At 74.8% G+C, this 24470-nt stretch carries 21 protein-coding genes; 17 read left to right on the top strand and 4 right to left on the bottom strand.

The window, feature by feature from the left end; translation table 11 throughout:
- Positions 1–114 precede the first annotated feature (114 nt).
- Positions 115–837, bottom strand: a complete 723-nt coding sequence (gene lexA, locus ACZLMO_RS14120; RefSeq protein WP_463654095.1) for a transcriptional repressor LexA — start codon at positions 835–837, stop codon at positions 115–117.
- A gap of 199 nt (positions 838–1036) precedes the next feature.
- On the opposite strand from lexA, the gene ACZLMO_RS14115 reads away from it, so the two are divergent.
- Positions 1037–1594, top strand: a complete 558-nt coding sequence (locus tag ACZLMO_RS14115; RefSeq protein WP_463654094.1) for a LysM peptidoglycan-binding domain-containing protein — start codon at positions 1037–1039, stop codon at positions 1592–1594.
- A 125-nt stretch (positions 1595–1719) separates the two neighbouring features.
- Positions 1720–2292 (top strand): transcriptional regulator NrdR, encoded by a 573-nt coding sequence (gene nrdR, locus ACZLMO_RS14110; RefSeq protein WP_463654093.1) that lies wholly within the window; start codon positions 1720–1722, stop codon positions 2290–2292.
- Positions 2293–2643: 351 nt separating this feature from the next.
- Here nrdR and serA read toward each other — a convergent pair whose 3' ends face one another.
- Positions 2644–3858, bottom strand: coding sequence for a phosphoglycerate dehydrogenase (serA, locus tag ACZLMO_RS14105; RefSeq protein ID WP_463654092.1), 1215 nt, complete (start codon positions 3856–3858; stop codon positions 2644–2646).
- A 94-nt stretch (positions 3859–3952) separates the two neighbouring features.
- Between serA and ACZLMO_RS14100 the strand changes: the two genes are divergently transcribed.
- Positions 3953–4228, top strand: coding sequence for a ribosomal protein L7/L12 (locus ACZLMO_RS14100; RefSeq protein WP_463654091.1), 276 nt, complete (start codon positions 3953–3955; stop codon positions 4226–4228).
- A gap of 9 nt (positions 4229–4237) precedes the next feature.
- Here ACZLMO_RS14100 and ACZLMO_RS14095 read toward each other — a convergent pair whose 3' ends face one another.
- Positions 4238–6514, bottom strand: a complete 2277-nt coding sequence (locus tag ACZLMO_RS14095) for a HelD family protein (protein ID WP_463654090.1) — start codon at positions 6512–6514, stop codon at positions 4238–4240.
- Positions 6515–6712: 198 nt separating this feature from the next.
- Here ACZLMO_RS14095 and ACZLMO_RS14090 point away from each other — a divergent pair, with 198 nt between their 5' ends.
- From ACZLMO_RS14090 to ACZLMO_RS14080, 3 genes are all read left to right on the top strand, one after another.
- Positions 6713–7867 (top strand): proteasome assembly chaperone family protein, encoded by a 1155-nt coding sequence (locus ACZLMO_RS14090; RefSeq protein ID WP_463654089.1) that lies wholly within the window; start codon positions 6713–6715, stop codon positions 7865–7867.
- Between the two features lie 43 nt (positions 7868–7910).
- A complete protein-coding gene (locus ACZLMO_RS14085; RefSeq protein ID WP_463654088.1) occupies positions 7911–9287 on the top strand; it encodes an MFS transporter in 1377 nt (458 codons plus the stop codon).
- Between the two features lie 229 nt (positions 9288–9516).
- On the top strand, positions 9517–9723 hold the full coding sequence (locus ACZLMO_RS14080) for a cold-shock protein (protein WP_425713036.1): 207 nt from the start codon (positions 9517–9519) through the stop codon (positions 9721–9723).
- Positions 9724–9913: 190 nt separating this feature from the next.
- Here the strand turns inward: ACZLMO_RS14080 and ACZLMO_RS14075 are convergent, their stop codons facing one another.
- Positions 9914–10783: a spermidine synthase gene (locus tag ACZLMO_RS14075; protein ID WP_463654087.1), complete on the bottom strand. Its 870-nt coding sequence runs from the start codon at positions 10781–10783 to the stop codon at positions 9914–9916.
- A gap of 48 nt (positions 10784–10831) precedes the next feature.
- On the opposite strand from ACZLMO_RS14075, the gene dinB reads away from it, so the two are divergent.
- From dinB to ACZLMO_RS14020, 11 genes are all read left to right on the top strand, one after another.
- Positions 10832–12148: a DNA polymerase IV gene (gene dinB, locus ACZLMO_RS14070; RefSeq protein WP_425713038.1), complete on the top strand. Its 1317-nt coding sequence runs from the start codon at positions 10832–10834 to the stop codon at positions 12146–12148.
- 63 nt (positions 12149–12211) lie between these two features.
- Complete coding sequence (locus ACZLMO_RS14065; protein WP_425713039.1) at positions 12212–12652, top strand: DUF3040 domain-containing protein; 441 nt, start codon at positions 12212–12214, stop codon at positions 12650–12652.
- Positions 12653–13431: 779 nt separating this feature from the next.
- Entirely contained in the window at positions 13432–13863 is a 432-nt protein-coding gene (mraZ, locus tag ACZLMO_RS14060) for a division/cell wall cluster transcriptional repressor MraZ (RefSeq protein ID WP_425713040.1), read from the top strand.
- Positions 13864–14214: 351 nt separating this feature from the next.
- Positions 14215–15369 carry a 16S rRNA (cytosine(1402)-N(4))-methyltransferase RsmH gene (gene rsmH / locus ACZLMO_RS14055; RefSeq protein ID WP_425713041.1) on the top strand — a complete coding sequence of 385 codons (1155 nt, stop codon included), beginning with the start codon at positions 14215–14217 and terminating at the stop codon, positions 15367–15369.
- The gene (gene ftsL, locus ACZLMO_RS14050) at positions 15366–15791 is read left to right on the top strand and encodes a cell division protein FtsL (protein ID WP_425713042.1); all 426 of its coding nucleotides are present in this window, start codon (positions 15366–15368) and stop codon (positions 15789–15791) included. Before rsmH ends, ftsL begins: the two co-directional genes overlap by 4 nt.
- Positions 15791–17590, top strand: a complete 1800-nt coding sequence (locus tag ACZLMO_RS14045) for a peptidoglycan D,D-transpeptidase FtsI family protein (protein ID WP_425713043.1) — start codon at positions 15791–15793, stop codon at positions 17588–17590. The genes ftsL and ACZLMO_RS14045 overlap by 1 nt, the downstream gene beginning before the upstream one ends.
- On the top strand, positions 17587–19128 hold the full coding sequence (locus ACZLMO_RS14040; protein ID WP_425713044.1) for a UDP-N-acetylmuramoyl-L-alanyl-D-glutamate--2,6-diaminopimelate ligase: 1542 nt from the start codon (positions 17587–17589) through the stop codon (positions 19126–19128). Before ACZLMO_RS14045 ends, ACZLMO_RS14040 begins: the two co-directional genes overlap by 4 nt.
- Positions 19125–20597 (top strand): UDP-N-acetylmuramoyl-tripeptide--D-alanyl-D-alanine ligase, encoded by a 1473-nt coding sequence (locus ACZLMO_RS14035; RefSeq protein ID WP_425713045.1) that lies wholly within the window; start codon positions 19125–19127, stop codon positions 20595–20597. Before ACZLMO_RS14040 ends, ACZLMO_RS14035 begins: the two co-directional genes overlap by 4 nt.
- On the top strand, positions 20594–21679 hold the full coding sequence (gene mraY, locus ACZLMO_RS14030; protein ID WP_425713046.1) for a phospho-N-acetylmuramoyl-pentapeptide-transferase: 1086 nt from the start codon (positions 20594–20596) through the stop codon (positions 21677–21679). Before ACZLMO_RS14035 ends, mraY begins: the two co-directional genes overlap by 4 nt.
- Positions 21676–23199, top strand: a complete 1524-nt coding sequence (murD, locus tag ACZLMO_RS14025) for a UDP-N-acetylmuramoyl-L-alanine--D-glutamate ligase (RefSeq protein ID WP_425713047.1) — start codon at positions 21676–21678, stop codon at positions 23197–23199. Before mraY ends, murD begins: the two co-directional genes overlap by 4 nt.
- Positions 23196–24440, top strand: a complete 1245-nt coding sequence (locus tag ACZLMO_RS14020; protein WP_425713048.1) for a peptidoglycan glycosyltransferase FtsW — start codon at positions 23196–23198, stop codon at positions 24438–24440. The genes murD and ACZLMO_RS14020 overlap by 4 nt, the downstream gene beginning before the upstream one ends.
- Positions 24441–24470 lie beyond the last annotated feature (30 nt).

The raw sequence follows: 24470 nt of genomic DNA, 5'->3' as shown, positions 1-24470 counted from the left end.
CGCGGATCACGGACGCTGAGGCGGATCACGGGCGCAGACGCCATTCACGCGCGTTGAGGCGGACGACGCCCGGACCACGCCGTCCGGGCGTCGACCGCCGCCGGGGGCGCCGCCTCAGAGGGCGCGCAGGACCGCGACGACCTTGCCGAGGATCGTCGACTCGTCCGCCGGGATCGGGGCGTAGCTCGAGTTCCGCGGCAGCAGCCACACGTGGCCGTCCCGGCGGGAGAGCGCCTTGACCGTCGCCTCGCCGTCGAGCATCGCCGCCACGATCTCCCCGTTCTCCGCCACGTTCTGCCGCCGCACCACCACCCGGTCGCCGTCGCAGATCGCCGCCTCGATCATCGAGTCGCCGACGACGTCGAGCATGAACAGCTCGCCCGAGCCCACGAGCTCGCGGGGGAGCGGGAGCGAGGCCGTGATCTCCTGCTCGGCGAGGATCGGTCCGCCGGCCGCGATCCGGCCGACGAGCGGCACGTAGGCGGGTGCCTCGCCGCCGAGCCCCTCGCCGTCGTGCAGCGTGAGCACGGGGTGGTCGTCCTCCGCCGGGCCGGGCTCCGCGTCGCGGTCCGGTGCACCCGGGTCCGTGACGGCCGGCTCGAGCTCGACGATCTCGATCGCGCGCGGGCGCTTGGGGTCGCGGCGGATGTAGCCCTTGCGCTCGAGCGTGTCGAGCTGGTGCTTGACCGACGACGGCGAGCCGAGCCCCACGGCGATGCCGATCTCCCGCAGCGACGGCGGGTAGCCGCGCTCGGCGACCGCCGTGCGCAGGCAGTCGAGGACCTCCCGCTGGCGCACGGTCAGCGCGGGTGGTGCGGGTGCGGCGTTCTCGCCCATGACGGGCCTCCAGGTCCTCGTCCGGTCGGTGCCGGAGCGTCGATGTCGGTGGTCTGCGATGAACTGCGGACGACGCCAAGGGTAGGCCGGTGTCGGGCACATCTCAAACAGGTGTTCGATCGGAGTGTCGACTTCCCGTCACGGATGCTCTACTCTGGCGAACAGTTGTTCGACGAACGCACGTTCGAGGAGAGTTGAGATGAGCGCACTTCCCCTGGAGGCGGTCCCCGTCGTCCCGCGCCGCACCCGGCCGCGGCTCCAGCTCGTCGGCCCGGAGTTCGTGCCGCAGCCGCCGCTCGGCGCGCCGGAGCACCGGTCCGCGCCGACCGCGCTCGTCCCGGGCCCGGCCGCCGTGCCGCACGCCCGCCCCGCGGCGCCCGTCGCCGCCCCCAGCCGTCCCTCCGCACGTCCGTCGGTCGCCGCCCCGGCCGTGCGGGGGGACTCCCTCCGGACCACAGCCGCGGCGCCGCTGCGGCTCACCGCTCGCGGCGTGCTCGCCCTGCGGGCGCTCGTTCTCGGCGCGGCGCTGCTCGTCGTCGTCGGCCTGGGCGCCGGCATCGGCGCGATCGCCGCGCCGGGCGTCGAGGCGTCCGGCGCCACGGTCGTCGTGGCCCCCGGCGAGTCGTTGTGGGCGGTCGCCTCCGCGGCCGCCGCCCCGGGCGAGGACGTCCGGGACGTCGTCGCGCAGATCGCCGAGCTCAACGGGCTCCAGGGCGAGTCGGTCGCCGCCGGGCAGACGCTGCAGCTGCCGCGCTGAGCGCGGCGTTGCGGCGCCGGCAGCGGCACGTGCGCCGGCCCGCGTCCGCCGGTGCGGAGCGACCGCAGGTCTGCCGCGTGGTGCCCTCCGCGCGCCGGGGCGTGGCGGACTGGAATGATGGCCCGATGCACTGCCCCTTCTGCCGCTTCCCGGACTCCCGGGTGATCGACTCGCGCACCTCCGACGACGGCACGTCGATCCGGCGCCGTCGACTGTGCCCGGACTGCAACCGGCGGTTCAGCACCCTGGAGACGTCGTCGTTGCAGGTGGTCAAGCGGTCCGGCGTCGTCGAGCCGTTCAGCCGCGACAAGGTGGTCGGCGGGCTGCGGAAGGCGAGCCAGGGCCGGCCGGTCTCCGACGACGACCTCGCGCGTCTCGCCCAGCAGGTCGAGGAGACGGTCCGTGCGTCCGGCGCCGCCCAGGTCGACGCCCACGACGTCGGCACGGCGATCCTCGCGCCGCTGCGCTCCCTCGACGAGGTGGCCTACCTGCGCTTCGCCTCGGTCTACTCCGCCTACGACTCGCTCGAGGACTTCGAGGCCGCGATCGCGGCCCTGCGCGCGGACCGTGCGGCGGGGGTCGGTGCCGCGGCGGCCGGCGCCGGGGGCGAGGACGAGGGTGACCCCGCGGCGTCGGACTCAAGCGACGGCGCGGCTGACAGCTCGGGCGAGGCGGCCGTATCCGGTCGCGAGGACTGAACGGGCCGCTCGCAGCAGCTGACAGCGCATGAACGGGTGCCATCCACAACGACGTTCACGCGAGCCCCGCGGAGCCGCTAGGCTCTGGTGCACCGGCGACGAGCCGGGCCCCCGATGACCCGCACCACGGTGGTCGAGCGCGGCCCGCCGACGTCGGCGCCGACCGCCGTCGGTGACGTCGGAGGGGAAGCCGACGTCACCGGCGGCTCGGCGCAGACAGCGGTGCCTCCTCGGCCCGTGAGCTACCGGGCCGTCAGCGATCGAGCCACCCCGGGAGCGGCGCACTCACGACGCTTGGCCACCCCGGGAGCGGCGCACTCACGACGCTTGGCCACCCCGGGAGCGGCGCGGTCAGACGCCGGGCCGCGAGAGCACCCGGAGGCGGATCGTATCCTCCATCGACTGCATCGCGGACAGCGCCGCCACCGGGATCTCGGAGGAGATGTCGGTGATGACGTAGCCGGTCTCGCCGGAGGTCCCGAGGATCTGCCCCTCGATGTTCGCCCCGGCCTCCGCGAAGGTCTGGTTGACGAGCGCGAGGACGCCGGGCGTGTTCCGGTGCACGTAGGCGAGCCGGTGCCGGGTGGCGCCGGTCGTCTCGAGCGTGAGGCGGGGCAGGTTGACCGAGAGGTCCGTGGTCCCGAGCCGGTAGTACGAGGCGAGCTTGTTCGAGACGAAGTGGCCGATGTTCTCCTGCGCCTCCTCGGTCGACCCGCCGACGTGCGGGGTGAGGATGACGTTGGGCAGCCCGCGCAGCTCGGAGCTGAAGTCTGCGCCGTTGCTCTTCGGCTCGTCCGGGAAGACGTCGACCGCCGCACCGGTGATGGAGCCGTCGAGGATGTGCTCGCGCAGGGCGGCGTAGTCCACGAGGAAGCCGCGCGAGAGGTTGAGGAACGCCGCGCCCTGCTTCATCGCCGCGAACTGCGCGGCGCCGAACATCCCGGCGTTTCCCTCGCGGCCGTCCACGTGCAGCGTGACGACGTCGGCCTCGGCGAGGAGCTCCTCGAGCGAACCCGTGCCGCGGGCGTTGCCGAGCGCGAGCTTCTCGGACGTGTCGTAGAAGATCACGTGCATGCCGAGCGCCTCGGCGATGACGGAGAGCTGCGACCCGATGTTCCCGTAGCCGACGATGCCGAGCGTGCGGCCCCGCACCTCGTGGGAGCCGGCGGCGGACTTCGCCCAGACGCCGTCGTGCAGCGACTTGTCGCGCTCGGTCAGGCGCCGCGTGAGGGCGATGATCTCGGCGACGGCGAGCTCGACCACGGAGCGCGTGTTGGAGAACGGCGCGTTGAACACGGCGATGCCGTGCCGGGTCGCGGCGCGCGTGTCGATCTGGTTGGTCCCGATGCTGAACGCGCCGACGGCGAGGAGCTGCGGGTGGTTGGCGAGCACGCGGCCGGTGACCTGCGTCTGCGACCGGATGCCGAGGATCTCGATACCGTCGAGCGCCTCGTCCAGCTCGTCCTCCGACATCGCGTGCGGGTGCCGGACGATGTCGAGGCCGGCACCGCTGAGCACGGGGTCGGCGTTGGAGTGCGGGTTTTCCAGGAGGAGGGCTCGAGTCACCGGGACATGGTCGCCCCGGCGTCCGCGCTCGGCAAACCCGTTCCACCGCTCGGTCGGGGCCGAGGGTGAGGTGCCGCCGTGGGAGCATGCGGGCATGTTCGGATCGAGCGCCGCACTGACCGCCCGCATCGACCAGCTCGAGGCGCGCGTCGCCGCCCAGGACGAGATCATCCGCCGGCTCTGCGAGAGGGCCGGTATCCGGCCCGCCGACATCAGCCCCTCGACGGCGCTCGAGCTGACGGCGTCCGAGCAGATGCTCGTGCAGCAGGGGAAGAAGATCCAGGCGATCAAGGACGTGCGGACCCGCACCGGGCTCGGTCTCAAGGCGGCCAAGGACCTCGTCGACCGGAGCGAGCTCCGCGGCTGGTAGGAACCGAGGTCAGCCGGCGGAGGCGACGCCCGCCGGCAGCGCCTCGTGGTGGACGACGACGAGCCGCCGGGTCGGCCGGGTCATCGCGACATAGAGGTCTCCCGTGCCGTCGCCCGTCAGGGCGGCCGGCTCCACGAGCACGACGACGTCGAACTCCAGCCCCTTGGACCCCGCCGCGTCGGTGAGCACGAGCCGCGCCCCGAGGAGGTCCGGTCCCTCGAGCGCCTCGGCCGTCGCCGGCCGGTCGAGCGCGGCGGAGCGGAGCTCGCCCAGCAGACCCGACGGCGCGACGACGGCCACCCGGCCGGCGCCGTCCTCCTCGCCCGCCAGCGCGCCGAGCTCGCGCTCCGCGGCGTCGAGCGCCCCGGCGACGAGGCCGTCGGCCGCCACGGGGCGGACGACCAGCGCGTCCGGGAGGTCCCGCGCCGCGGTCACCGGGTGCACGGGCGGGGTCCCGGCGCGCGCGAGCATCTCCGTGGCGGCCTCGAGCACGGTGGCCGGCGTGCGGTAGGAGACGGTGAGGACGGACTCGCGCAGGGCGTGACCGGCCGCCGGGCCGAGGAGGTCCGCCCAGCTGCGCGGGCGCTCGACGCCGCGGCGCTGGTCGAGGTCGCCGACCACGGTCATCGACCGCACCGGCACGCGCCGGGCGAGCATCCGCCACGCCATTGGGCTCAGCTCCTGGGCCTCGTCGACCACGACGTGCCCGTAGGTCCACGTCCGGTCCGCGGCCGCCCGCTCGGCGGTCGTCAGCGACGGGCCGCCGGCGGTGAACCGGTCGGCGAGCATCTCGGCGCTGACGATCCCGTCGCCGAGGTCCTGCGACTCGATCGCCTCCCGCGCGAGCTCGACCGCCTGCGCGCGCTCGGCCGTCGCGCGGGCCCGGGCGGCCCGGTCCTCCGCCTCCTCGTGGGGGCCGAGCAGCTCGGCGAGCTCGTCGAGCAGCGGCACGTCCGCCTCGGTCGGCGCGGAGCCGCGGGGGCGCAGCAGGGCGGCGCGCTCGTCGTCGTCGAGGTCGGGAAGGCACGCCTCGATCAGGGCGGGGGAGGAGAGCAGCTTGTCGAGCAGATCGGTGGGGGTGCGCGGCATCCACGCGAGGTTGAGGGCGACCCGGACGTCGCGCGCCGAGCGCACGTCCTCCATGAGGGCGGAGCGCTCCTCCGGGTCGTCGATGCCGCGCGCGGCGGCGTAGCGGTCGGTGAGCACGGGGAGCAGCGAGCGGACGAACGTCTCGCGGCCGGCGTTGTGCGTGCGGTGGGCGCGCCGGGCCCGGCCGATCGCGGCGCGGACGTCGGCGGGCTCGAGGCGGATCGTCGATCCCTCGACGTCGAGCACCTTCGGCCCGTCCGGCACCCGTTGGAAGTGTCGGACGAGGCGGCCCATCGCCTCCGCCATCAGGGTGCGGCCCTTGATCCGCGCGGCGATCGGGCTCTCCGTCCCGCGCGCACGGACGCCGGGCAGCAGGTCGGCGATCGTCGTCGCGACGACGTCGGTCTCTCCGAGCGAGGGCAGGACCTTCTCGACGTAGGTGAGGAAGACGTCGGAGGGGCCGACGAGGAGCACGCCGGACCGCGCGAGCCGCTCCCGGTGGGCGTAGAGCAGGTAGGCGATCCGGTGGAGCGCGACGGCGGTCTTGCCCGTGCCGGGGCCGCCCTGGACCACGTGCACGCCGTCGAGCTCGGAGCGGATGACGGCGTCCTGCTCGGCCTGGATCGTGGCGACGATGTCGCTCATCCGTCCCGTGCGGGCCGCGTTCATCGCCGCGAACAGGGCGCCCTCGCCGCGCAGCTCGAGGCGCAGGTCCTCGGGCAGGTTGTCCGCGTCGAGCAGCTCGTCCTCGACCCCGATGACGCGCCGGCGCCGGGTGAGCAGGTGGCGGCGTCGCACGGCGCCGTCGGGCCGCACGGCGGTGGCCTGGTAGAAGGGCCGGGCCGACGGGGCGCGCCAGTCGAGGAGCAGCTGGGTGCGCGACGCGTCCTGGATGCCGATCCGGCCCACGTAGCGCGGCGGCCCCTCCCGCAGGTCGAGCCGACCGAAGACGAGCCGTTCCTCGACCTGGTCGAGCCGGGCGACGGCCTCGGAGTAGTGGGCGGCGAACGCGTCGCGCTCCGAGCGCATCTGGTGCGTGCCCACCGACCCGCCGCGGCGCACGTCGGCGAGCCGGGCGCGGTACTGGGCGCGCAGCTCGTCGAGTCGCGCGTACACGGTGTCCACCCGGGCCTGCTCGCGGGGGAGCTCGTCGCCGCCGGTCGCGGGCTCGCGCTCGCGCGCGTCGTGCAACGCCATCGGACCACCTCCAGGTCGCGGCCCCGGGGTCGGCGCGCGCGGCCGTCCATTCTGGTGCATCCACGCGGGTGCGCGCACCCTCTGTTCGTCCACGGCGGACCGGCGTGCGGTGTGGCGCGTCCCGCGCCACACGGCGGGAATGCCGCAGGATGGGACCGCGTTGAGCCGGTCAGAGACCAGCGGAAGGATGGTGGCGCCATGAACGACGAGACCCTCTACACCAGCGGCCCGGCCGCCGACCAGATCGGCGACGTGCCCGTGCTCGTGCACGCCCTGCAGGGCGCGATGGACGCGGGCAGCGCGGGCGAGCTCGCCGTGCGCCAGCTCCTGTCGAGCATGCCCGTCCAGCGGGTGGCGACCTTCGACACGGAGCAGCTCCTCGACCTGCGCTCGCGCCGCCCGGCGATGACCTTCGCCGACGGCCGGTGGGTGGACTACGACGAGCCGGTCCTCGCCGTCGACGCCGTGCGCGACCACGAGGGGCGGGCACTTCTGGTCCTCCATGGTCACGAGCCGGACCACGCCTGGGAGGGCTTCGCCCGCGCGGTGTCGACCATCGTCCGCGAGCACGGGGTCGAGCTCGTCGTCGGGCTCCAGGGCGTCCCGGCCGGCGTCCCGCACACGCGCCCGGCGGCCATCACGACGCACGGCACGGACCGCGACGCCGGGGGGCGCCTCGAGCCGGGACCGAACCTCTTCGTCGGCGAGTTCCAGGCGCCCGGCAGCGCCGAGGCCCTCCTCGACCTGCGCCTGTCCGAGCAGGGGATGAACGTCCTCGGCCTGGCCGTGCACGTCCCGCACTACCTCTCGGGCTCGGAGTACCCCGTGGCGTCGGCGTCCCTCATCCGGACGCTGTCCACGGCCAGCGGAGTCTCCCTGCCGGTCGGCGACCTCGAGTCGCTCACCGCCCAGGTGCTCGCCCAGATCGACTCCCAGGTCGAGGCGAACCCCGAGATCGCGCAGGTCGTGCGCGCGCTCGAGGAGCGGTACGACCGCAGCCCGGTCGCGCGCACGAGCGACGACGCGCCCGCCGCGGAGCTGCCCACGGCCGACGAGATCGGCGCCGAGCTCGAGGCGTTCCTCGCGAGCGCGCCCCCGATCGAGGGCTGGCGCGACGAGGGCCTCCCGGAGATCGGCGGCCCCGAGCGCGGTCCGGATGGCACGTCCGACGGCGAGCGGAGCGGCGACGGGCACGACGGTGGGGACCTCGCCGACGACCGGTCCGACGACGGCCGGTCCGACGACGGGCACGACGGCGAGCACCTCGCCGACGACCGACCCGCCGACGACCGACCCGACGACGAGCGCCCCGACGACGACGCGCCCGACGCCGATCCGTCCGAGGAGGCGTGAGCCGCCCCGGAGGACCCGCAGCGCCGCGGAGGAGAGGCGGGCCATGGCCCGCCTGACCCCTCCCGCATCGCCCCGCACCGCCTTCGCGGTGTGGGGCGTCGCCGTGCTGTGCTACGTCCTGGCCATCGCGGGCCGCAGCTCGTTCGGCGTCGCCTCGCTCGCCGCGCTCGAGCGGTTCGAGGTCGGTCCGGCGATCCTCTCGACCTTCGTCGTCATCCAGCTCGGCACGTACGCCGCCGCGCAGATCCCCGTGGGCCTCGCGATCGACCGCTGGGGCTCGCGCCGGGTGCTCGTCGCCGGCGCGCTGCTGCTGGCCGCCGCCCAGACGGTGATGGCGCTGTCGACCTCGCTGCCGCTCACGCTGGCCGCCCGCGTGGCGGTCGGGCTCGGCGACGCGACCGCCTTCATCTCGGTGCTGCGCCTCGTGCCGGAGTGGTTCCCGCTGCGGCACGTCCCGATCGTCAACCAGTCGACCGGCGCGCTCGGGCAGCTCGGCCAGGTCCTCTCGGCCGTCCCCTTCTACGCCGTGCTGTCGGTGCGGGGATGGACGGCCGCCTATCTCTCGCTCGCGGCGACGGGCGTGCTCGTGGCGATCGCCGTGCTCGTCGTCGTGCGCGACCGTCCGGCGCCGGACCCTGGATCCGCACCGGGCACCGGATCCGCGCCGGACGCCGAGCCGGCCCCGGGCGCCGCGGCCGCACCCGAGACCGCGCCACCCCCCGACGCCGCATCACCCCCTGCCACCGCGCCACGGGGCGCGCAGCGGGAGAGCACGGGTGCCACCCTCGCGGCGCTCGTGCGCGAGCCCGGCGTGTGGGCGGGTCTGTTCGCGCACTGGTCGACGATGTTCTTCGTCACGACGTTCGCGCTCATGTGGGGCGTGCCCTACATGCGCGCGGGCAACGGGCACAGCGCCGCCACGGCGTCGACCGTGCTCGTGCTCGGGGTCGTGATGATGGTGTTCGCCGCCCCTGCCGTCGGCGCCCTGTCCGGTCGCTTCCCGCACCGCCGCTTCCGGATCATCCTCACGGGCTGCGCGCTCGCGGTGACGAGCTGGACCGTCGTGCTCCTGCTCCCGCCGCCGGTGCCCGCGTGGCTGCTCGTCGTGCTGATGATGATCCTTAGCTGCGGCGGCGCGGTGAGCAACGTGTCCTTCGACGTCGTGCGGTCGCACGTCCCGCGGTCCCGGCTGGGCACCGCCACCGGCCTGGCGAATACGGGCGGCTTCATCGCCTCGCTGCTCGCGGTGCTCGTCATCGGGCTCGTGCTCGACGCCGTCGGCGGGTCGTCACCGGGGCCGGGCGCCTTCCGGATCGCGATGGCGTCGCAGGTGGTGGTGGTCGTCGTCGGGCTCGTGGGGCTTGCTCTCGCGGTGCGCCGGCTCGGCCCGGGATCCGAGGCGCGTCCTCCCCGGAGCTGAGATCCGGCACGTCCAGGGGACGGCCCGGGTGGTTCTCCCCACGAGAAGCGCGCACGGGGCGCCCGGACGTGGCATGCTTACCGTGTTGCATCTGCGTTTCCCTGTTGTGTCGCCCGCCGGCCCGTTCGGCGGGAGGCATGGTTCCGGCAAGGACGTGGGACGAATTCAGTGCGGCAAGTGGGGACCGGCACAGGGTCGGGCCCCGACGTCCCGGAAGGACATCAGTTACATGGCACAGGGAACCGTCAAGTGGTTCAACTCCGAGAAGGGCTACGGCTTCATCGAGCAGGACGGTGGCAACGCGCCTGACGTCTTCGTTCACTTCTCGGCCATCCAGTCGGACGGCTACAAGTCGCTCGAGGACGCCCAGCGCGTCGAGTTCGAGATCACCCAGGGCCCGAAGGGCCCGCAGGCGGAGAACGTCGTCCCGCTCTGATCTGAGCGTTCGACCCTAAGTCTTCGCGGGGCCCGCACCTTCATGGTGCGGGCCCCGTCGCCATGTCCGGGCACGGGTGCCCGGCCGGCGGCACGACCCACGCCCGACGACGACGGACCCGCCCGACGACGACGGACCCGCCCGGCGGCGTACCGCCCTCCCGCAGCCGCAGCCGCAGCCACGTGTCCGTTCAGGCGATGGCCGGCGGGTCGAGCGGCGCCGCGGTGCCCGCCCCCATGTGGGCGAGCTCGGCCCCGCCGACGACGATCGCCGGGAACGGCAGGCGGCGCAGGCCCCGGTCGACCGCCGCGGCGTCGAGACGGTGGTGCGACGCGACGAGCACGACGTTGCCGTACCGCCGCCCCTTCCACACCGCGGGGTCGACGACGCCGAGCACCTCGCCGAAGACCGACGTCAGGGCGGCCGCCTCCTCGCGCACGCGGCGCAGGCCGGGGGAGTCGGTGAGGTTGAGGACGTAGATGCCGCCGGGCGCCAGCGCCTCCCCCGCGGCCCGGACGAACTGCACGGTCCGCACGTGCTCGGGCACCTCGGCGTCGACGAAGACGTCCCGGACGAGGACGTCGACCGAGCCCGGGTGGAGGTGCTCGACCGACTCGCGCGCCTCCGCGTTGCGGATCCGCAGGGCGGGCGCGCGCGGCAGGTCGAACCAGGCCCGCACGAGGCGCGCGAGCTCCGTGTCGAGCTCGACGACGAGGTGCCGCGAGTGCGGACGGTCGGCGAGCAGCGCCCGCGGCAGTGCGCAGGCCGCCCCGCCGAGGTGGACGAACCGGGCCGTGCGGGGATCGCGGGTGGCGTCGTCGGGCGGGGTGGTACCCGGCGGGCCGAGGGCGGCGTCGACGACGGCCCGCACGTGCTGCATGTACTCGAACTCGAGGTAGGCGGGGGCCCCGAGGTCGAGGAACGAGGACTCCGAGCCGCCCAGGAGGAGCATGACCCGGTGCGGCGCGCCCGGCTCGGGCACGACCTCGGCCACGGAGAACGAGGTGGGCACCGGGTGCTCGGGCCAGCGGTCCAGGTCGGACCGGCGTCGCGGAGTCACAGGGTCACGCTAGCCCGCGGTGTCGGACCTGCGCGCTAGCGTCGGGCTGTGAGCCGCAAGCCCGTCCGCGCGAGCGGGACCCCGAGGCGCGGACCCACGCCGTTCGGGACCGACGACTCGGGGACGTTCCTCCTGCACGTCGACATGGACGCGTTCTTCGCCGCCGTCGAGGTCCTCGACAACCCCGAGCTCGCCGGGCGCCCGGTCATCGTGGGCGGGCCGGAGCGCGGCGTGGTGTCGGCGGCGACCTACGAGGCCCGCGCGTACGGCGTGCGCTCGGCCATGCCGGTCGCGCAGGCGCGGGCGCTGTGCCCGCAGGCCGTGGTCGTGCCGGGCAGGCACGGGCGCTACCGGGAGATCTCCCGCGTCGTCATGGAGGTGCTCGGCACGGTCACCGACCGGGTCGAGCAGCTGAGCGTGGACGAGGCCTTCCTCGACGTGCGCGGGGCCGTGCGCCGGCTCGGTCCGCCGCTGACGATCGGCGCGCACGTCCGCGCGCGGGTGCGGGAGGAGACGGGGCTCGCGGCGTCCGTGGGCATCGCGAGCACCAAGCACGTGGCCAAGATCGCCTCGGGCGCGGCCAAGCCGGACGGGCTGCTGCTCGTCCCCGCCGCCGCCACGCTCGACTTCCTCCATCCGCTTCCCGTGGGGGCGCTGTGGGGCGTGGGGGAGAAGTCGGCCGAGGTGCTGCGCCGGCACGGCTGGGAGACGGTCGGTGACGTCGCCGCCGCGCGGACCGTCGACCTCGAGCGGGCGCTCGGGCGCGCGGCCGGGACGCGCCTGCACGCCCTCGCGATGGGCGTGGACGCACGGGAGGTCCGCTCGGAGCGGGCGGCGGAGAAGTCGATCGGGTCCGAGCACACGTTCTTCGACCCGGTGGCGGACCGGGGGGCGCTCGACCGGGTGCTGCTCGAGCAGTCCCACGCGGCCGCGGCGAGGCTGAGGGCTGCCGGGCTGCTCGCGCGCACGGTGAGCATCAAGGTCCGGTTCCCCGACTTCACGACCATCACCCGGTCGCGCAGCCTGCCCGCCGCGACCTCGCTCGCCCGGGACGTCGTGGCGGCCGCGCGCGCCCTGCTCGGCGCGGTCGACCTCCCCCGGGACGGGCTGCGACTGCTCGGCGTGCGCCTGGAGGCCCTCGAACCCGCAGGTCACGGCCTTCAGCTCGCCCTCGACGACGATCCCGGCGCGGCGCTCGCCGAGGAGGCGCTCGACGCCGTGCGGGAGCGGTTCGGCCGGTCCGCGCTCGCCCCGGCGGCGCTGCTCGGTCGCCGGTCGGGGCGTGCCCGGGAGGGTGGGGGAGATGACCCCGGTCATGACGGCGTCCCCCGGCGTGACGAGGGAGCCCGCCAGGACCTATCCTGAGGGGGAGTCGCGCTCCGTCCGGACGCGAGCCGAGGTCCGACCGGTGCTGAGGAAGGGGGCAGGATGCCACTCTCCGACTACGAGCAGCGCATGCTCGCCCAGATGGAAGCGCAGCTGCACGCCGACGATCCGCGCCTGGCGGAGACGCTCGGCGACACCTCCGGTCCCGACCTGCGCAAGGTCGCCCTCGGCGCGCTCGTCGCGGTCGTGGGCATCGGCGGCCTCGTCGGCGGCGTCGCGACCGGCTGGATCTGGCTCGGCGTCCTCGGTTTCCTCGCGATGGTCGGCGGCGTGCTCCTCGCGATGACCCCGTCGACGCGCCCCGCCCGCACCGGCCAGGGTTCGCCCGGCGCCGGCCCCGGCGGGCGAGGCGGCAGGGGCGGACGCGGAGGCCCGTCCTCCGGCGGTTCCGGCCCGTCCGGCGGCCGGACCGCGACCAGCAAGAGCTTCATGGAGCGTCAGCAGGAGAAGTGGGAGCAGCGCGGCGAGGGACGCGGCGTCTGACCCACCCCGGCGCCCGGTCCTGACGACCGGGCGTCTCCCAATCTGAGCGCTTGAGAGAACGGCCCCCGGCCCGCAGCGATGCGGACCGGGGGCCGTCGTCTTGCCCGGCCGGGTGTCTGGCGGGTTTTCCAGGTTGCTCCACGAGGGGCTCTCCACGTCGCTCCACGAGGCGTGCTCCGCCTCCGTCCGCCGGTCCCTCCACGTCGCTCCACCAAGGTGCTCCACCTCGATCTCCGGGATCTCTCCGCCTCGTCCGACGAGGCCCCCTCTTCCCTCCCCGAGGTTCCCCCACTTCCCTCCCCGAGGTTCCCCCACTTCCCTCCCCGGAGCTCCTCCACGTCCCGCCCCGGAGCTCCTCCACGTCCCGCCCCGGGAGTTCCCCCACACCGCTCCCCGCCGACGACGCCGCGGAGCCGTGTGCACGACCTGATCGTGCGTGAGCCGGCGGGACCCGCGGAATCATGCCGATCTGCTGTCGTTGGAGCTGCGCCGGAGCGGCATCGGTTCCACACTCGCGCCGCACCGACGCCGCACCGACGCCGCGCCCGAGACAGCCCCGCGCCCACGAGCTCACCGCACCGACCTCGACGAGCCGATCAGCGTCGGCCCGCCGTGCCCGCCGGCCGCCCCGATCCCCTCCACCGCGCACCACCAGTGATTACCTGGGATATCGCGCGACACACGCTCGATGTCGGCCCGATCTGCTATCGCGGTGGAGTGAAGTGGAGTAACGTGGGGGTCACGGGAGCGGCAGGGCGACGAGCGAGGGAGGTGCCGCGATGTTCCTCGGTACCTACGAGCCGCGCCTGGACGACAAGGGCCGGCTGATCCTGCCGGCCAAGTTCCGCGCCGACCTCGCCGACGGCCTCGTCCTCACCCGGGGTCAGGACCGCTGCCTCTTCGCCTTCCCCGCCGCGGAGTTCGAGTCCATGCACGAGCGGCTCCGGCAGGCGCCGGTGACCTCCAAGCAGGCCCGCGACTACCTGCGCGTGTTCCTCTCCGGCGCCTCGGACGAGGTGCCGGACAAGCAGGGCCGCCTGACGATCCCGGCGAACCTGCGCCGCTACGCGGGCCTCGAGCGCGAGACCGCCGTCATCGGCGCGGGCAGCCGGATCGAGATCTGGGACGCCACCGCGTGGGCCGAGTACCTCGCCGCCCAGGAGGAGTCGTTCGCGGACACGGCGGAGGAGGTGGTCCCGGGCCTCTTCTGACCCGCCGACCTCCGCACGTCCCCGCCCGATCACCGCACGTCCCTGACAACTCCACAGCTGCACGGCACACCGGAGCTCGCCACGCGAGGTCTCCCACCGCACCGACGCACTTCCCCGGCGCCGGTGCCCCCGCCCCCGGCGCACTTCCCCGGCGCCGGAGCGGAGGTGGGAGTCCTGGCGGTACGAGCCGGATCGCACCCCGAGGTCGTGCCGCCAGCCTCAGAGCCCGATCGTCGCCCGCGACGAGCACGACCGACCGGATCCACGACGACGAACGACCACGACGCACCACCGCCGACCCGCCCGTCATCCCCGCCCCGCACACCCCACGACCGCCCGAGAGGAGGACCGATGAGCACCACTCCCGAGCACAGCCAGGACCGCCCCACGCAGGACCGCCACCTCCCGGTCCTGCTCGAGCGCTGCCTCGACCTGCTCGCACCGGCCCTCGAGGCCCCCGGCGCTGTGCTCGTCGACGCCACCCTCGGCCTCGGTGGCCACAGCGAGGGGGCGCTCGCGCGCTTCCCGGGCCTGCGGGTGATCGGGATCGACCGCGACACCGAGGCGCTCGCGCTGGCGACCGCCCGGCTCGCCCCGTACGCGGACCGCTTCACGGGCGTGCACGCGACCTACGACGAGATCGACGAGGTCGTGGCCGAGCACGCGGGCGGCGAGGTCGCGGGCGTCCTCATGGACCTCGGCGTCTCCTCGCTCCAGCTCGACGAGACGGACCGCGGCTTCTCCTACGCGCACGACGCCCCGCTCGACATGCGGATGGACGCCACGACCGGCCCGACCGCGGCCGACCTCCTCGCCACGCTCGACGAGCGCGAGCTGCGCCGGATCCTCCGCACCTACGGCGAGGAGAAGTTCGCCCCCCGCCTCGCCGCCGAGATCGTCCGCCGCCGGGAGACCGCGCCGCTGCGCACGACCGCAGACCTCGTCGACGTCGTCGACACCGCGATGCCCGCCGCCGGTCGCCGCACCGGCGGCAACCCCGCCAAGCGGACCTTCCAGGCGCTGCGCATCGCCGTCAACGGCGAGCTCGACATCCTCGCCGACGCCCTGCCGCGCGCCGTCGAGGCGCTCGCCGTCGGGGGCCGGATCGTCGTCGAGTCCTACCAGTCGCTCGAGGACCGCCTCGTCAAGGCCGAGCTCGCCCGGGGTGCCGTCACCTCCGCTCCGCCCGACTTGCCGGTGGTCCCCGAGACCCACCAGCCCTACCTCCGCCTGCTCACCCGCGGGGCGGAGGAGGCGGACGAGGTCGAGCTCGCCGGCAACAGCCGCTCCCGCGCCGTCCGCCTGAGGGCCGCCGAGCGCCTGCGCCCGACGCCCGACCACCTGGCCCGCACCGACCGCGACGCACGCACGGACCGCGCGGCTCGCACGGCCCGCGCCGCCCGCACGGACCGCGACGTACGCACGAACCGCACGGCCAGCACCGACCGCCCGACCGCCGCACGACCCACCAGCGCCCCCGCAGCGCGCCCGAGGAGCACCCGATGAGCGCCCAGCCCGTTCCCGCGCCGGCCCGCGCGCCACGCCGCACGACGGCCGCGCCGGCCCCGGTCACCACCCGACGGCAGCGATCCCGGCTCACGGTCGTCCCCAGCCCGGTCCCGGCGCGCTCGCGGGCGCCGTTCGTCGCGCTACTCGCGGCCATCCTGCTCGCGGCCCTCGCCACCGTGCTCGTGCTCAACATCCGCATGGCTGAGGCCGCCTACGCCCTCCACGACCGGCAGATGGACCTCGCGCTCGTCGAGGAGTCGGTCGCGGCGCTCGAGGTCGAGATCGACGCCGCCGGCGCCTCCTCGGTCCTCGACGAGCGCGCGCAGGAGCTCGGCATGACCCGCCCGCAGACCACCTACTTCATCGAGCTCGAGTCCGGTGAGATCACCGGCGGACCCACCGAGGAGGGAACGAACTGATGCCACGCTCGCCGCTGGTGACGACCGCCCCGCGCGACTGGATCCGACGCACGCGGATCCTCCTCGTCCTCCTCCTCGCGATCCTCCTCGTGGTCGCCGGCCGGCTCATCTGGGTCCAGGCCCTCGAGGGCCCGCAGCTCGCGAGCGACGCGCGGGACAACCGCATCCGCACCTACGCCGTCCAGGCGCAGCGCGGCGAGATCCTCGACGCGAACGGTGAGGTGCTGGCCACCTCGGTGCAGACCTACAACCTCGGCGTCAACCAGCAGCTCATCACGAGCTACGAGGCGCGCGACGAGGACGGCGAGGTCGTCGGCACGGGCATCTCGGCCGCCGCCGAGCGCCTGGCCCCGATCCTCGACGTCGACCCCGCCGAGCTCGGCGCCCTCATGGTCGGCGACTCGACCTTCGCCTACATCGCCCGCGACGTCACTCCCGCGCAGTGGCGCCAGATCCGCGAGCTCGGGATCATCGGCATCGAGCCCGAGGCCACGGTCGACCGGCTCTACCCGAACGGCACCACGGGCGGCAACATCACCGGGTTCGTCGGCCGCGACGGCACCGGCCTCGCCGGGCTCGAGCAGTCCTACGAGGAGGTCCTCGCCGGCACCGACGGCTCGACCACGGTCGAGATCGGCCGCGACGGCCAGGTCATCCCCGGCGCCACCCGCGAGGACGTCCCCGCGGTCCAGGGGCGCGACGTCCAGACCACGATCGACCGCGACCTCCAGTACGAGTGCCAGCGGATCATCGACGAGGCCGTCGAGCGCCACTCGGCCGCCTGGGGCGCCGTCGTCGTCGAGGAGGTCGGCACGGGCCGGATCCTCGCGCTGTGCGACAACAACACCGTCGACCCCGGCAACTACCAGGAGTGGGCCGCCGAGGACCGCGGCTCACGCGCCGTGACCACCCCGTACATGCCCGGCTCGACCGGGAAGATCCCGACCTTCGCCACGGCGCTCGACGCGGGCGGTGTCGAGGTCGACGACGAGTGGCTGACCCCGGACACGATCACGATGCCCAACGGGCAGGAGTTCCGCGACAACGACTCCCACGCCCCGATCACCCTGACGACCGCCGGCGTGCTCGCCCGCTCGTACAACACCGGCCTCGTCCAGATCGGCGACACCGTCCCCGCGGACGTCCGGTACGACTACCTCCAGCGCTTCGGCCTCGGCCAGCGCACCGGCATCGAGCTGCCCGGCGAGTCCTCCGGCATCCTCGCGCCCTACGAGCAGTGGGACGACCGGCAGTACTACACCTCGATGTTCGGCCAGGGCCTCGCGCTCACCGTCCTGCAGTCGACCTCGACCGCCGCCACGATCGCCAACGGCGGCGTGCGCATGGAGCCGCACATCGTCGAGGCCGTCGAGGAGACCGACGGCACGATGACGCCGACCCCGCTGCTCGACGGGCAGCGGGTCGTCAGCGAGGAGAGCGCCGCGGACACCCTCGCCATGATGGAGGGCGCCGTGACCGAGGAGGGCACCGCCCAGCTCGCCGCCGTCGACGGCTACCGCGTGGCCGGGAAGACCGGCACCGCCCAGGTCCCCGACGAGAACGGGGGGCTCACGGGCCGCGTCGGCACCTTCATCGGCGCGATCCCGGCCGAGGCCCCCGAGGTCGCGATCGGCGTCGTCATGTACAACGCCGCCGGGGCGTCCTACGGTTCGCGCGTGGCCGCTCCCGTCTTCGCCGAGGTCGCCGAGTTCACGATGGCGCACCTGGGCGTCCCGCCGTCGACCGAGCCCGCTCCGTACCTGCCGCTCGAGCCCGGGGTGGAGTGGGGGCCGCAGTGACCCCCGCGCTGCGGCCGACCGCCGTCGCGCCCGTCGACCTCGCCGACCTCGCGCGGGCTGCCGGCGCGCACCTCGTCGGTGCGCCTCCGGAACCCGGGACGGCGGTGTCCGGGGTCGTCGCGGACAACCGGCGGGTCACCGGAGGAGAGCTCTTCGTCGCCCGGCCCGGCGCCCGCCACCACGCCGCGCGGTTCACGTCCGACGCCGTCGCACGGAGTGCGGCCGCGGTCCTCACGGACGCCGCGGGCGCCGACCTCGCGCGCGCCGACGGGGAGCCGGGCGTCCCGGTCCTCGTCGTCGACGACGTCGCCGCCGTGGTCGGTCCGCTCGCCGCGCTGGCCTGGGGCAACCCCGCGGACCGGCTGCGCACGTACGCACTGACCGGCACGAACGGCAAGACGACGACGGCGTTCATGGTCGACCACGTGCTCACCGCGCTCGGGCGCACGACCGGCCTCATCGGCACGGTCGAGATCCGGATCGCCGGGACCTCCGTGCCCGCCGCGCTCACCACGCCGCAGGCCGACGAGCTGCACGCCGTGCTCGCCGCCATGGTCGAGGCGGGCGTCACCGACCTCGTCATGGAGGTCTCCTCGCACGCGCTCATGCTCGGCCGGGTCGACGGCGTGACGTTCGACGTCGCCGGCTTCACCCACCTCACGCCCGACCACCTCGACCTGCACGGCTCCGTCGAGGAGTACTTCGCGGCGAAGGCCCGCCTGTTCGCGCCCGAGCGCTCGCGCGCCGGGGTCGTCACGGTCGACGACGAGTGGGGCCGGCGCCTGGCCGCGTCTGCCGAGGAGGCCCGCCCCGGGGACGTGTGGAGCCTCGGGCACGACGCCGACGCGCAGCTGGGCGTCCGGTCCGGCGCTCCCGGCGAGCTCACCCTGGTGGGGGAGGACGGCCGGGTGGCGACCTCCACGGACATGCCGGGCGCGTTCAACGTGGCCAACGCGGCGCTCGCCGTCGGCATGGTCTGGCGCGCGGGGCACGACCCGGCCGAGATCGAGCGGGCCCTCGCCGGTGCCGGCGGCGTGAGCCCCGCCGTGCCCGGACGGATGGAGGTCCTCGCCGAGGCGCCCCGGGTCGTCGTCGACTTCGCCCACAACACCGAGGCCCTCGAGACCGTGCTCACCGAGCTGCGGCCGACCACCCGCGGACGCCTGTGGTGCGTGACCGGATCCGCCGGGGACCGCGACGCCGTCAAGCGCCCGCTCATGGGGGCCGTCGCGGCCCGCCTCGCCGACGAGGTCGTCGTCACCGACGACGACCCGCACTCCGAGGACCCCGCCGCCATCCGCGCCGAGATCCTCGCCGGCGCCCACGCGGTCGAGGGCGCGTCCGTGACCGAGGTCGGCGACCGGCGCACCGCGATCGCCCACGCGATCCTCGCCGCGGCGCCCGAGGACACGGTCCTGCTCGCCGGTCGCGGGCACGAGACGGTCCAGGAGGTCGGGGACGTCGCCCACCACCTCGACGACCGCGAGGAGGCCCGGGCGGCCCTCGCGCGTCGCGCGTCGGGGGAGGATGAGGCGTGATCACCATCGGACTCGACGCGGTCGCCCGCGCCACCGGCTCGTCCTCGCAGGTCGGAGACCTCCTCGTCACCGGCGGCGTCCTCCAGGACTCCCGCGAGGTCGGCCCCGGGGACCTGTTCGTCGCCATCGTCGGCGAGCGCACCGACGGGCACGCGCACGTCGCCTCCGCGCTCGCCGCCGGCGGTGTCGGGGCCCTCGTCACGGACCCGGCCCGCCCGCTCGCCGACGGCGTCGACGCGTCCCGCCTCGTCGTCGTCCCGGACACCGTCGCCGCCCTCGGCGACCTCGCCCGCCACTCGCTCGCCGAGCTGCGCGGGGCCGTGCGGCCCGCAGGTGAGCGCCCCGGCGTCGTCGCCGTCACCGGCTCGGTCGGCAAGACGACGACGAAGGACCTCCTCGTCGACCTCCTCACCCCCCGCGGCCCGCTCGTCGCGCCGCCCGGCTCGCTCAACAACGAGGTCGGCCTGCCGCTGACCGTGCTGCGCGCGGACGAGGCGACGACGACCCTCGTCCTCGAGATGGGCGCCGACCGCGTCGGCAACCTCGAGTACCTCACCTCGGTGGCGCCGCCCGACGTGGCGATCGTGCTTGCCGTCGGCCGCGCCCACCTCGGCCACTTCGGCGGGATCGACAACGTCGCCCGCACGAAGTCCGAGCTCGTGGCCGGCCTCGTCCCCACCGGCACCGCCGTCCTCAACGCCGACGACCACCGGGTCGCCGCGATGGCCTCCCTCGCGCCCGGCGACGTCCTCACGTTCTCCGCCGCGGGCGACCCGGCCGCCGACCTCGCCGCGACCGACGTGCGCGCCGACGACGCCGGACGGGCGAGCTTCACCGTGCGCACCCCGTCGGGCAGCGCGCAGGTGCGCCTCGCGCTCGTCGGTCCCCACCACGTGGCCAACGCGCTCGCCGCGACCGCCGCCGGCCTCGCGCTGGGGGAGGACCTCGACGCCCTCGCCGCCCGCCTCGCCGTGGCCGGTCCGCGCTCCGCCCACCGCACCGCGGTGTCGACGCTCGCCGGCGACGTCCTCCTCCTCGACGACTCGTACAACGCCAACCCCGACTCGATGCGCGCCGGGCTCGCGACGCTCGAGGCGATCGCGCCCGGTCGGCGCCGGGTCGCCGTGCTCGGCCACATGCTCGAGCTCGGCGAGGAGTCCGCCGCCGAGCACGCGGGTCTCGCCGAGGTCCTGCTCGCGCGGGGGATCGAGGCGGTCGTCGTCGTCGGCGAGGAGGCGGCGCCGTTGGCGGCCGCCGCACGCGACGCGGGAATCCAGGTGGACGACCTGACCGGGTCGACCCCGGAGGTCATCGCGGCGCGCGTGCGGGAGGTCGCCCACCCCGGCGACGCGGTCCTGCTCAAGGGCTCGCGCGGGTCCGGCGTGTGGGAGGTCGCGGACCTTCTCACATCGACCGACGGCCTCGCCTCGGCGCCTGACGCGCCCGGGGACGAGAAGATGCGCCCATGACAGCCGTCCTCGTAGGTGCCGGCGTGGCGCTCGTCGTCACGCTGCTCGGCACACCCGCGTTCATCCGGCTCCTCGTGCGCCGCGAGTACGGCCAGTTCATCCGCCAGGACGGGCCGACGAGTCACCAGACCAAGCGCGGCACGCCGACGATGGGCGGCGTCATCATCATCGCCGCCACCGTCATCGGCTACGCGGTCGCCAACCTCTCGGCCGGGCGGCTTCCGCACGTGTCGGGCCTGCTCCTGCTCTACCTCATGGTCGGCATGGGGGTCATCGGGTTCCTCGACGACTACATCAAGATCTCCCGGGCCCGGTCCCTCGGGCTCGACGCGCGGGCGAAGATCATCGGGCAGGCGTTCATCGGCATCTCCTTCGCCGTGCTCGCCCTCCAGTTCCCGTCGGAGAACAACCGCACGCCCGCCTCGACGGCGATCTCGTGGGTCCGCGACCTGCCCCTCGACCTCGCCTTCGCGGGTGCCGCCATCGGGCTCGTGCTCTTCATCATCTGGGCGAACTTCCTCATCACGGCCTGGACGAACGCCGTCAACCTCACCGACGGCCTCGACGGGCTGGCCACGGGCACGTCCGCGATCGTCTTCGCCGCGTACACGGGCATCGCGTTCTGGCAGTCGAACCAGTCCTGCCAGGTGCTCGCCGAGCCCGGCGCCGGCTGCTACGAGATCCGCGACCCGCGGGACCTGACGATCATCGCTGCCTGCATCGTCGGCGCGTGCCTCGGGTTCCTGTGGTGGAACACCAACCCCGCGAAGATCTTCATGGGGGACACGGGCTCCCTCGCCCTCGGCGGCGCCCTGGCCGGGATGACGATCCTCACCCGCACCGAGTTCCTCGGGGTCGTCATCGGCGGACTGTTCGTCGCCGTCGTCATCTCCGACGTCATCCAGATCGGGGTCTACAAGGCCACCGGCAAGCGGGTGTTCAAGATGGCCCCGCTGCACCACCACTTCGAGCTCTCCGGCTGGGGCGAGGTGACGATCGTCGTGCGGTTCTGGCTCGTCGCGCTGCTGTGCGCCGCCGCGGGCCTCGCGATCTTCTACGGTGAGTGGGTCGCGGTCTCATGACCGTCCCCCCGGACGAGGCCCGCGCGGCGTGGGCCGAGCGGTCGGCGGCCGAGCTCGCCTCGGCGAGGGTCGGCGTCGTCGGCCTCGGCACGTCCGGCCGGGCCGCGCTGCGCGCGCTGGCCGGCCGCGTGGGCGAGCTCGTGGCCACCGACTCGCGAGACGAGGCGCTCGAGGCGGCCCGGTCCGACGCCCCCGGCGCGCGGCTCGCCGCCGGCGCCACCCCGGAGCAGCTCGCCGAGGCCACGCTCGACCTCGCGCCCGACGTCCTCGTCGTCTCGCCCGGCGTCCCCGCCACCTCGCCGCTGCTCACCCGGGCGGCGGCCGCCGGGATCCCGGTGTGGAGCGAGATCGAGCTCGCCTGGCGTCTCCAGCGCCCGCGCCGCGACGGCCGGTACGCGCCCTGGCTCGCCGTCACCGGAACGAACGGCAAGACGACGACCGTGACGATGACCGCCGCGATCCTCGCCGCCGCCGGGCTCGACGCGCCGGCGGTCGGCAACGTCGGCACCCCGCCGGTCGAGATCGTCACCGCGGGCGGCGAGGGGCCGGACGTCCTGCCCGCCGAGCTGTCGAGCTTCCAGCTGCACTCGACCCACTCGCTCGCCCCGCTGGCCGCGACCTGCCTCAACGTGGCGCCCGACCACCTCGACTGGCACGGCTCGTTCGCGGCCTACCGGGCCGACAAGGCGCGCGTGTACCGCGGCGTCACCGGGCTGTGCGTCTACTCCGAGGCGGACCCCGTCACGCGCGAGATGGTCGAGGAGGCCGACGTCGCCGAGGGTGCCCGCGCGGTCGGCCTCACGCTCGGGCCGCCCGCCGTGTCGCAGGTCGGCGTCGTCGAGGGGGTCCTCGCCGAGCGCGTGGGCGCGGACCGGTGGACGGCGGCGACCGAGCTCGGCGAGGTCGCCGACCTCGCGCACCTGCTCGGTGCCGGGGCGGGCGCGGAGGACGTGCCCGACCACCTCGTGCTCGACGCCCTCGCCGCCGCGACGCTCGCCCGCGCCGCGGGCGCCGAGCCCCACCACGTCCGCGACGCCCTGCGCGCCTACCGTGCCGAGGACCACCGGGCCACCCACGTCGCGACCCACGGCGGGGTCCGGTTCGTCGACGACTCCAAGGCCACGAACGCCCACGCGGCCGACGCCGCCCTCGCCGCCCACGGCGACCGCTCGGTCGTGTGGATCGCCGGCGGGCTCGCCAAGGGCGCCCGCTTCGACGAGCTCGTCGCCGCGCACGCCCACCGGCTCGCGCACGTCGTCCTCATCGGGCGCGACCGCGAGCCGATGCTCAGCGCTCTGGGGCGACACGCACCCGACGTCCCGCTCGTCGAGGTCGTTCCGGACGACGATGAGACGGTGATGGAACGCGCCGTCGGGCTGGCCGCGTCCCGGGCGCTGCCCGGGCAGACCGTGCTGCTGGCCCCCGCCAGCGCCTCCATGGACCAGTTCCGCAGCTACGACCACCGCGGGCGCGTGTTCGCCGACGCGGTCGCCGCCCTCGCGACGCAGGAGGAGAGATGACCGCCACCGCTTCCCGCCGCGTCGTCACCCAGGCACCCGCGCAGCCCCGCCGGGAGGAGAACCCGGCGCTCAGCTTCTACCTCATCGCGGCCTCCTCGGCGCTGCTCGTCGCCGTCGGGGCCGTCATGCGCCTGTCGGCGTCGACGGTCACCGCCATCTCGGACACCGGCTCGCCGTACCAGGAGTGGGTGGGCCAGCTGCTCTTCCTCGCGGTCGGCGTGGCGGGCGCGTTCGTCGCCGCCCTCGTGCCGCCGGGCTTCTACCGGAGGTCCGCATGGGTCCTGCTCGTCCTCGGCCTGGCCCTGCAGTCCCTCATCTTCACCGGCTTCGCGCGCGGCCAGGGCGGCAACCTCAACTGGATCGTCCTGCCCGGCACCGGCCAGGTCATCCAGCCCGCGGAGTTCCTCAAGCTGGCCCTCGCGATCTGGCTCGGCGCCGTCCTCGCCCGCAAGGTCAAGGTGATGGACAATCTCCTGCACGCCGCGATCCCCGGGGTGATCGGGGCCGGCGCGGCGATCACCCTCGTCCTCGCGGGGCACGACATGGGCACCGCGGCGATCATGGTGATCCTCGTGGCGGGCGCCTACTACGTGGCCGGCCTGCGCCTGCGGTGGTTCGCGCTCGTCGGCGTCGTCGGCGCGGGCCTCGCTGCCTTCCTCGTCATGTCCTCGGCCTCGCGTCGCGCGCGGGTCGGCCAGTTCTTCGGCCTCACGGAGTCCGACCCCCTCGGCGCCGGCCTCCAGCCCCTGCACGGGCTGTGGGCGCTCGGCTCGGGCGGCATCTCCGGGGTCGGCCTCGGCGCGTCACGCGAGAAGTGGGAGTACCTGCCCGAGGCCCACAACGACTTCATCTTCGCGATCATCGGCGAGGAGCTCGGCCTCATCGGCACCCTCGTCGTGCTCGTCCTGTTCGCCGTGCTCGCCGCCGGGATCTACCGCATCGTGCGCCGGCACGACGACCCGTTCGTCCAGATCGCCGCTGCCGGGCTCGGCGCGTGGATCTTCGGGCAGGCGATCGTCAACATGCTCGTCGTCATCGGCCTGCTGCCCGTGCTCGGCGTGCCCCTGCCGCTCGTCTCCGCCGGCGGCTCGGCGCTCATCGCCACCCTGCTCGGCATCGGGATCCTCCTGGGCTTCGCCCGCACCGAGCCCGGCGCGCGCGAGGCACTGCGCGTGCGCTCCCGGCACGCCCGGCGCACGGGCGCGGTGACGGCCACCCCTCGGAAGGCCCGCCGTGGCTGAGCCCCTGCGCGTCCTGCTCGCGGGCGGCGG

It is taken from the genome of Georgenia sp. G2120 (assembly GCF_055326485.1).
Note: the sequence above shows the minus strand (reverse complement) of the source record. Positions and strands in the feature narration are given on the sequence as shown.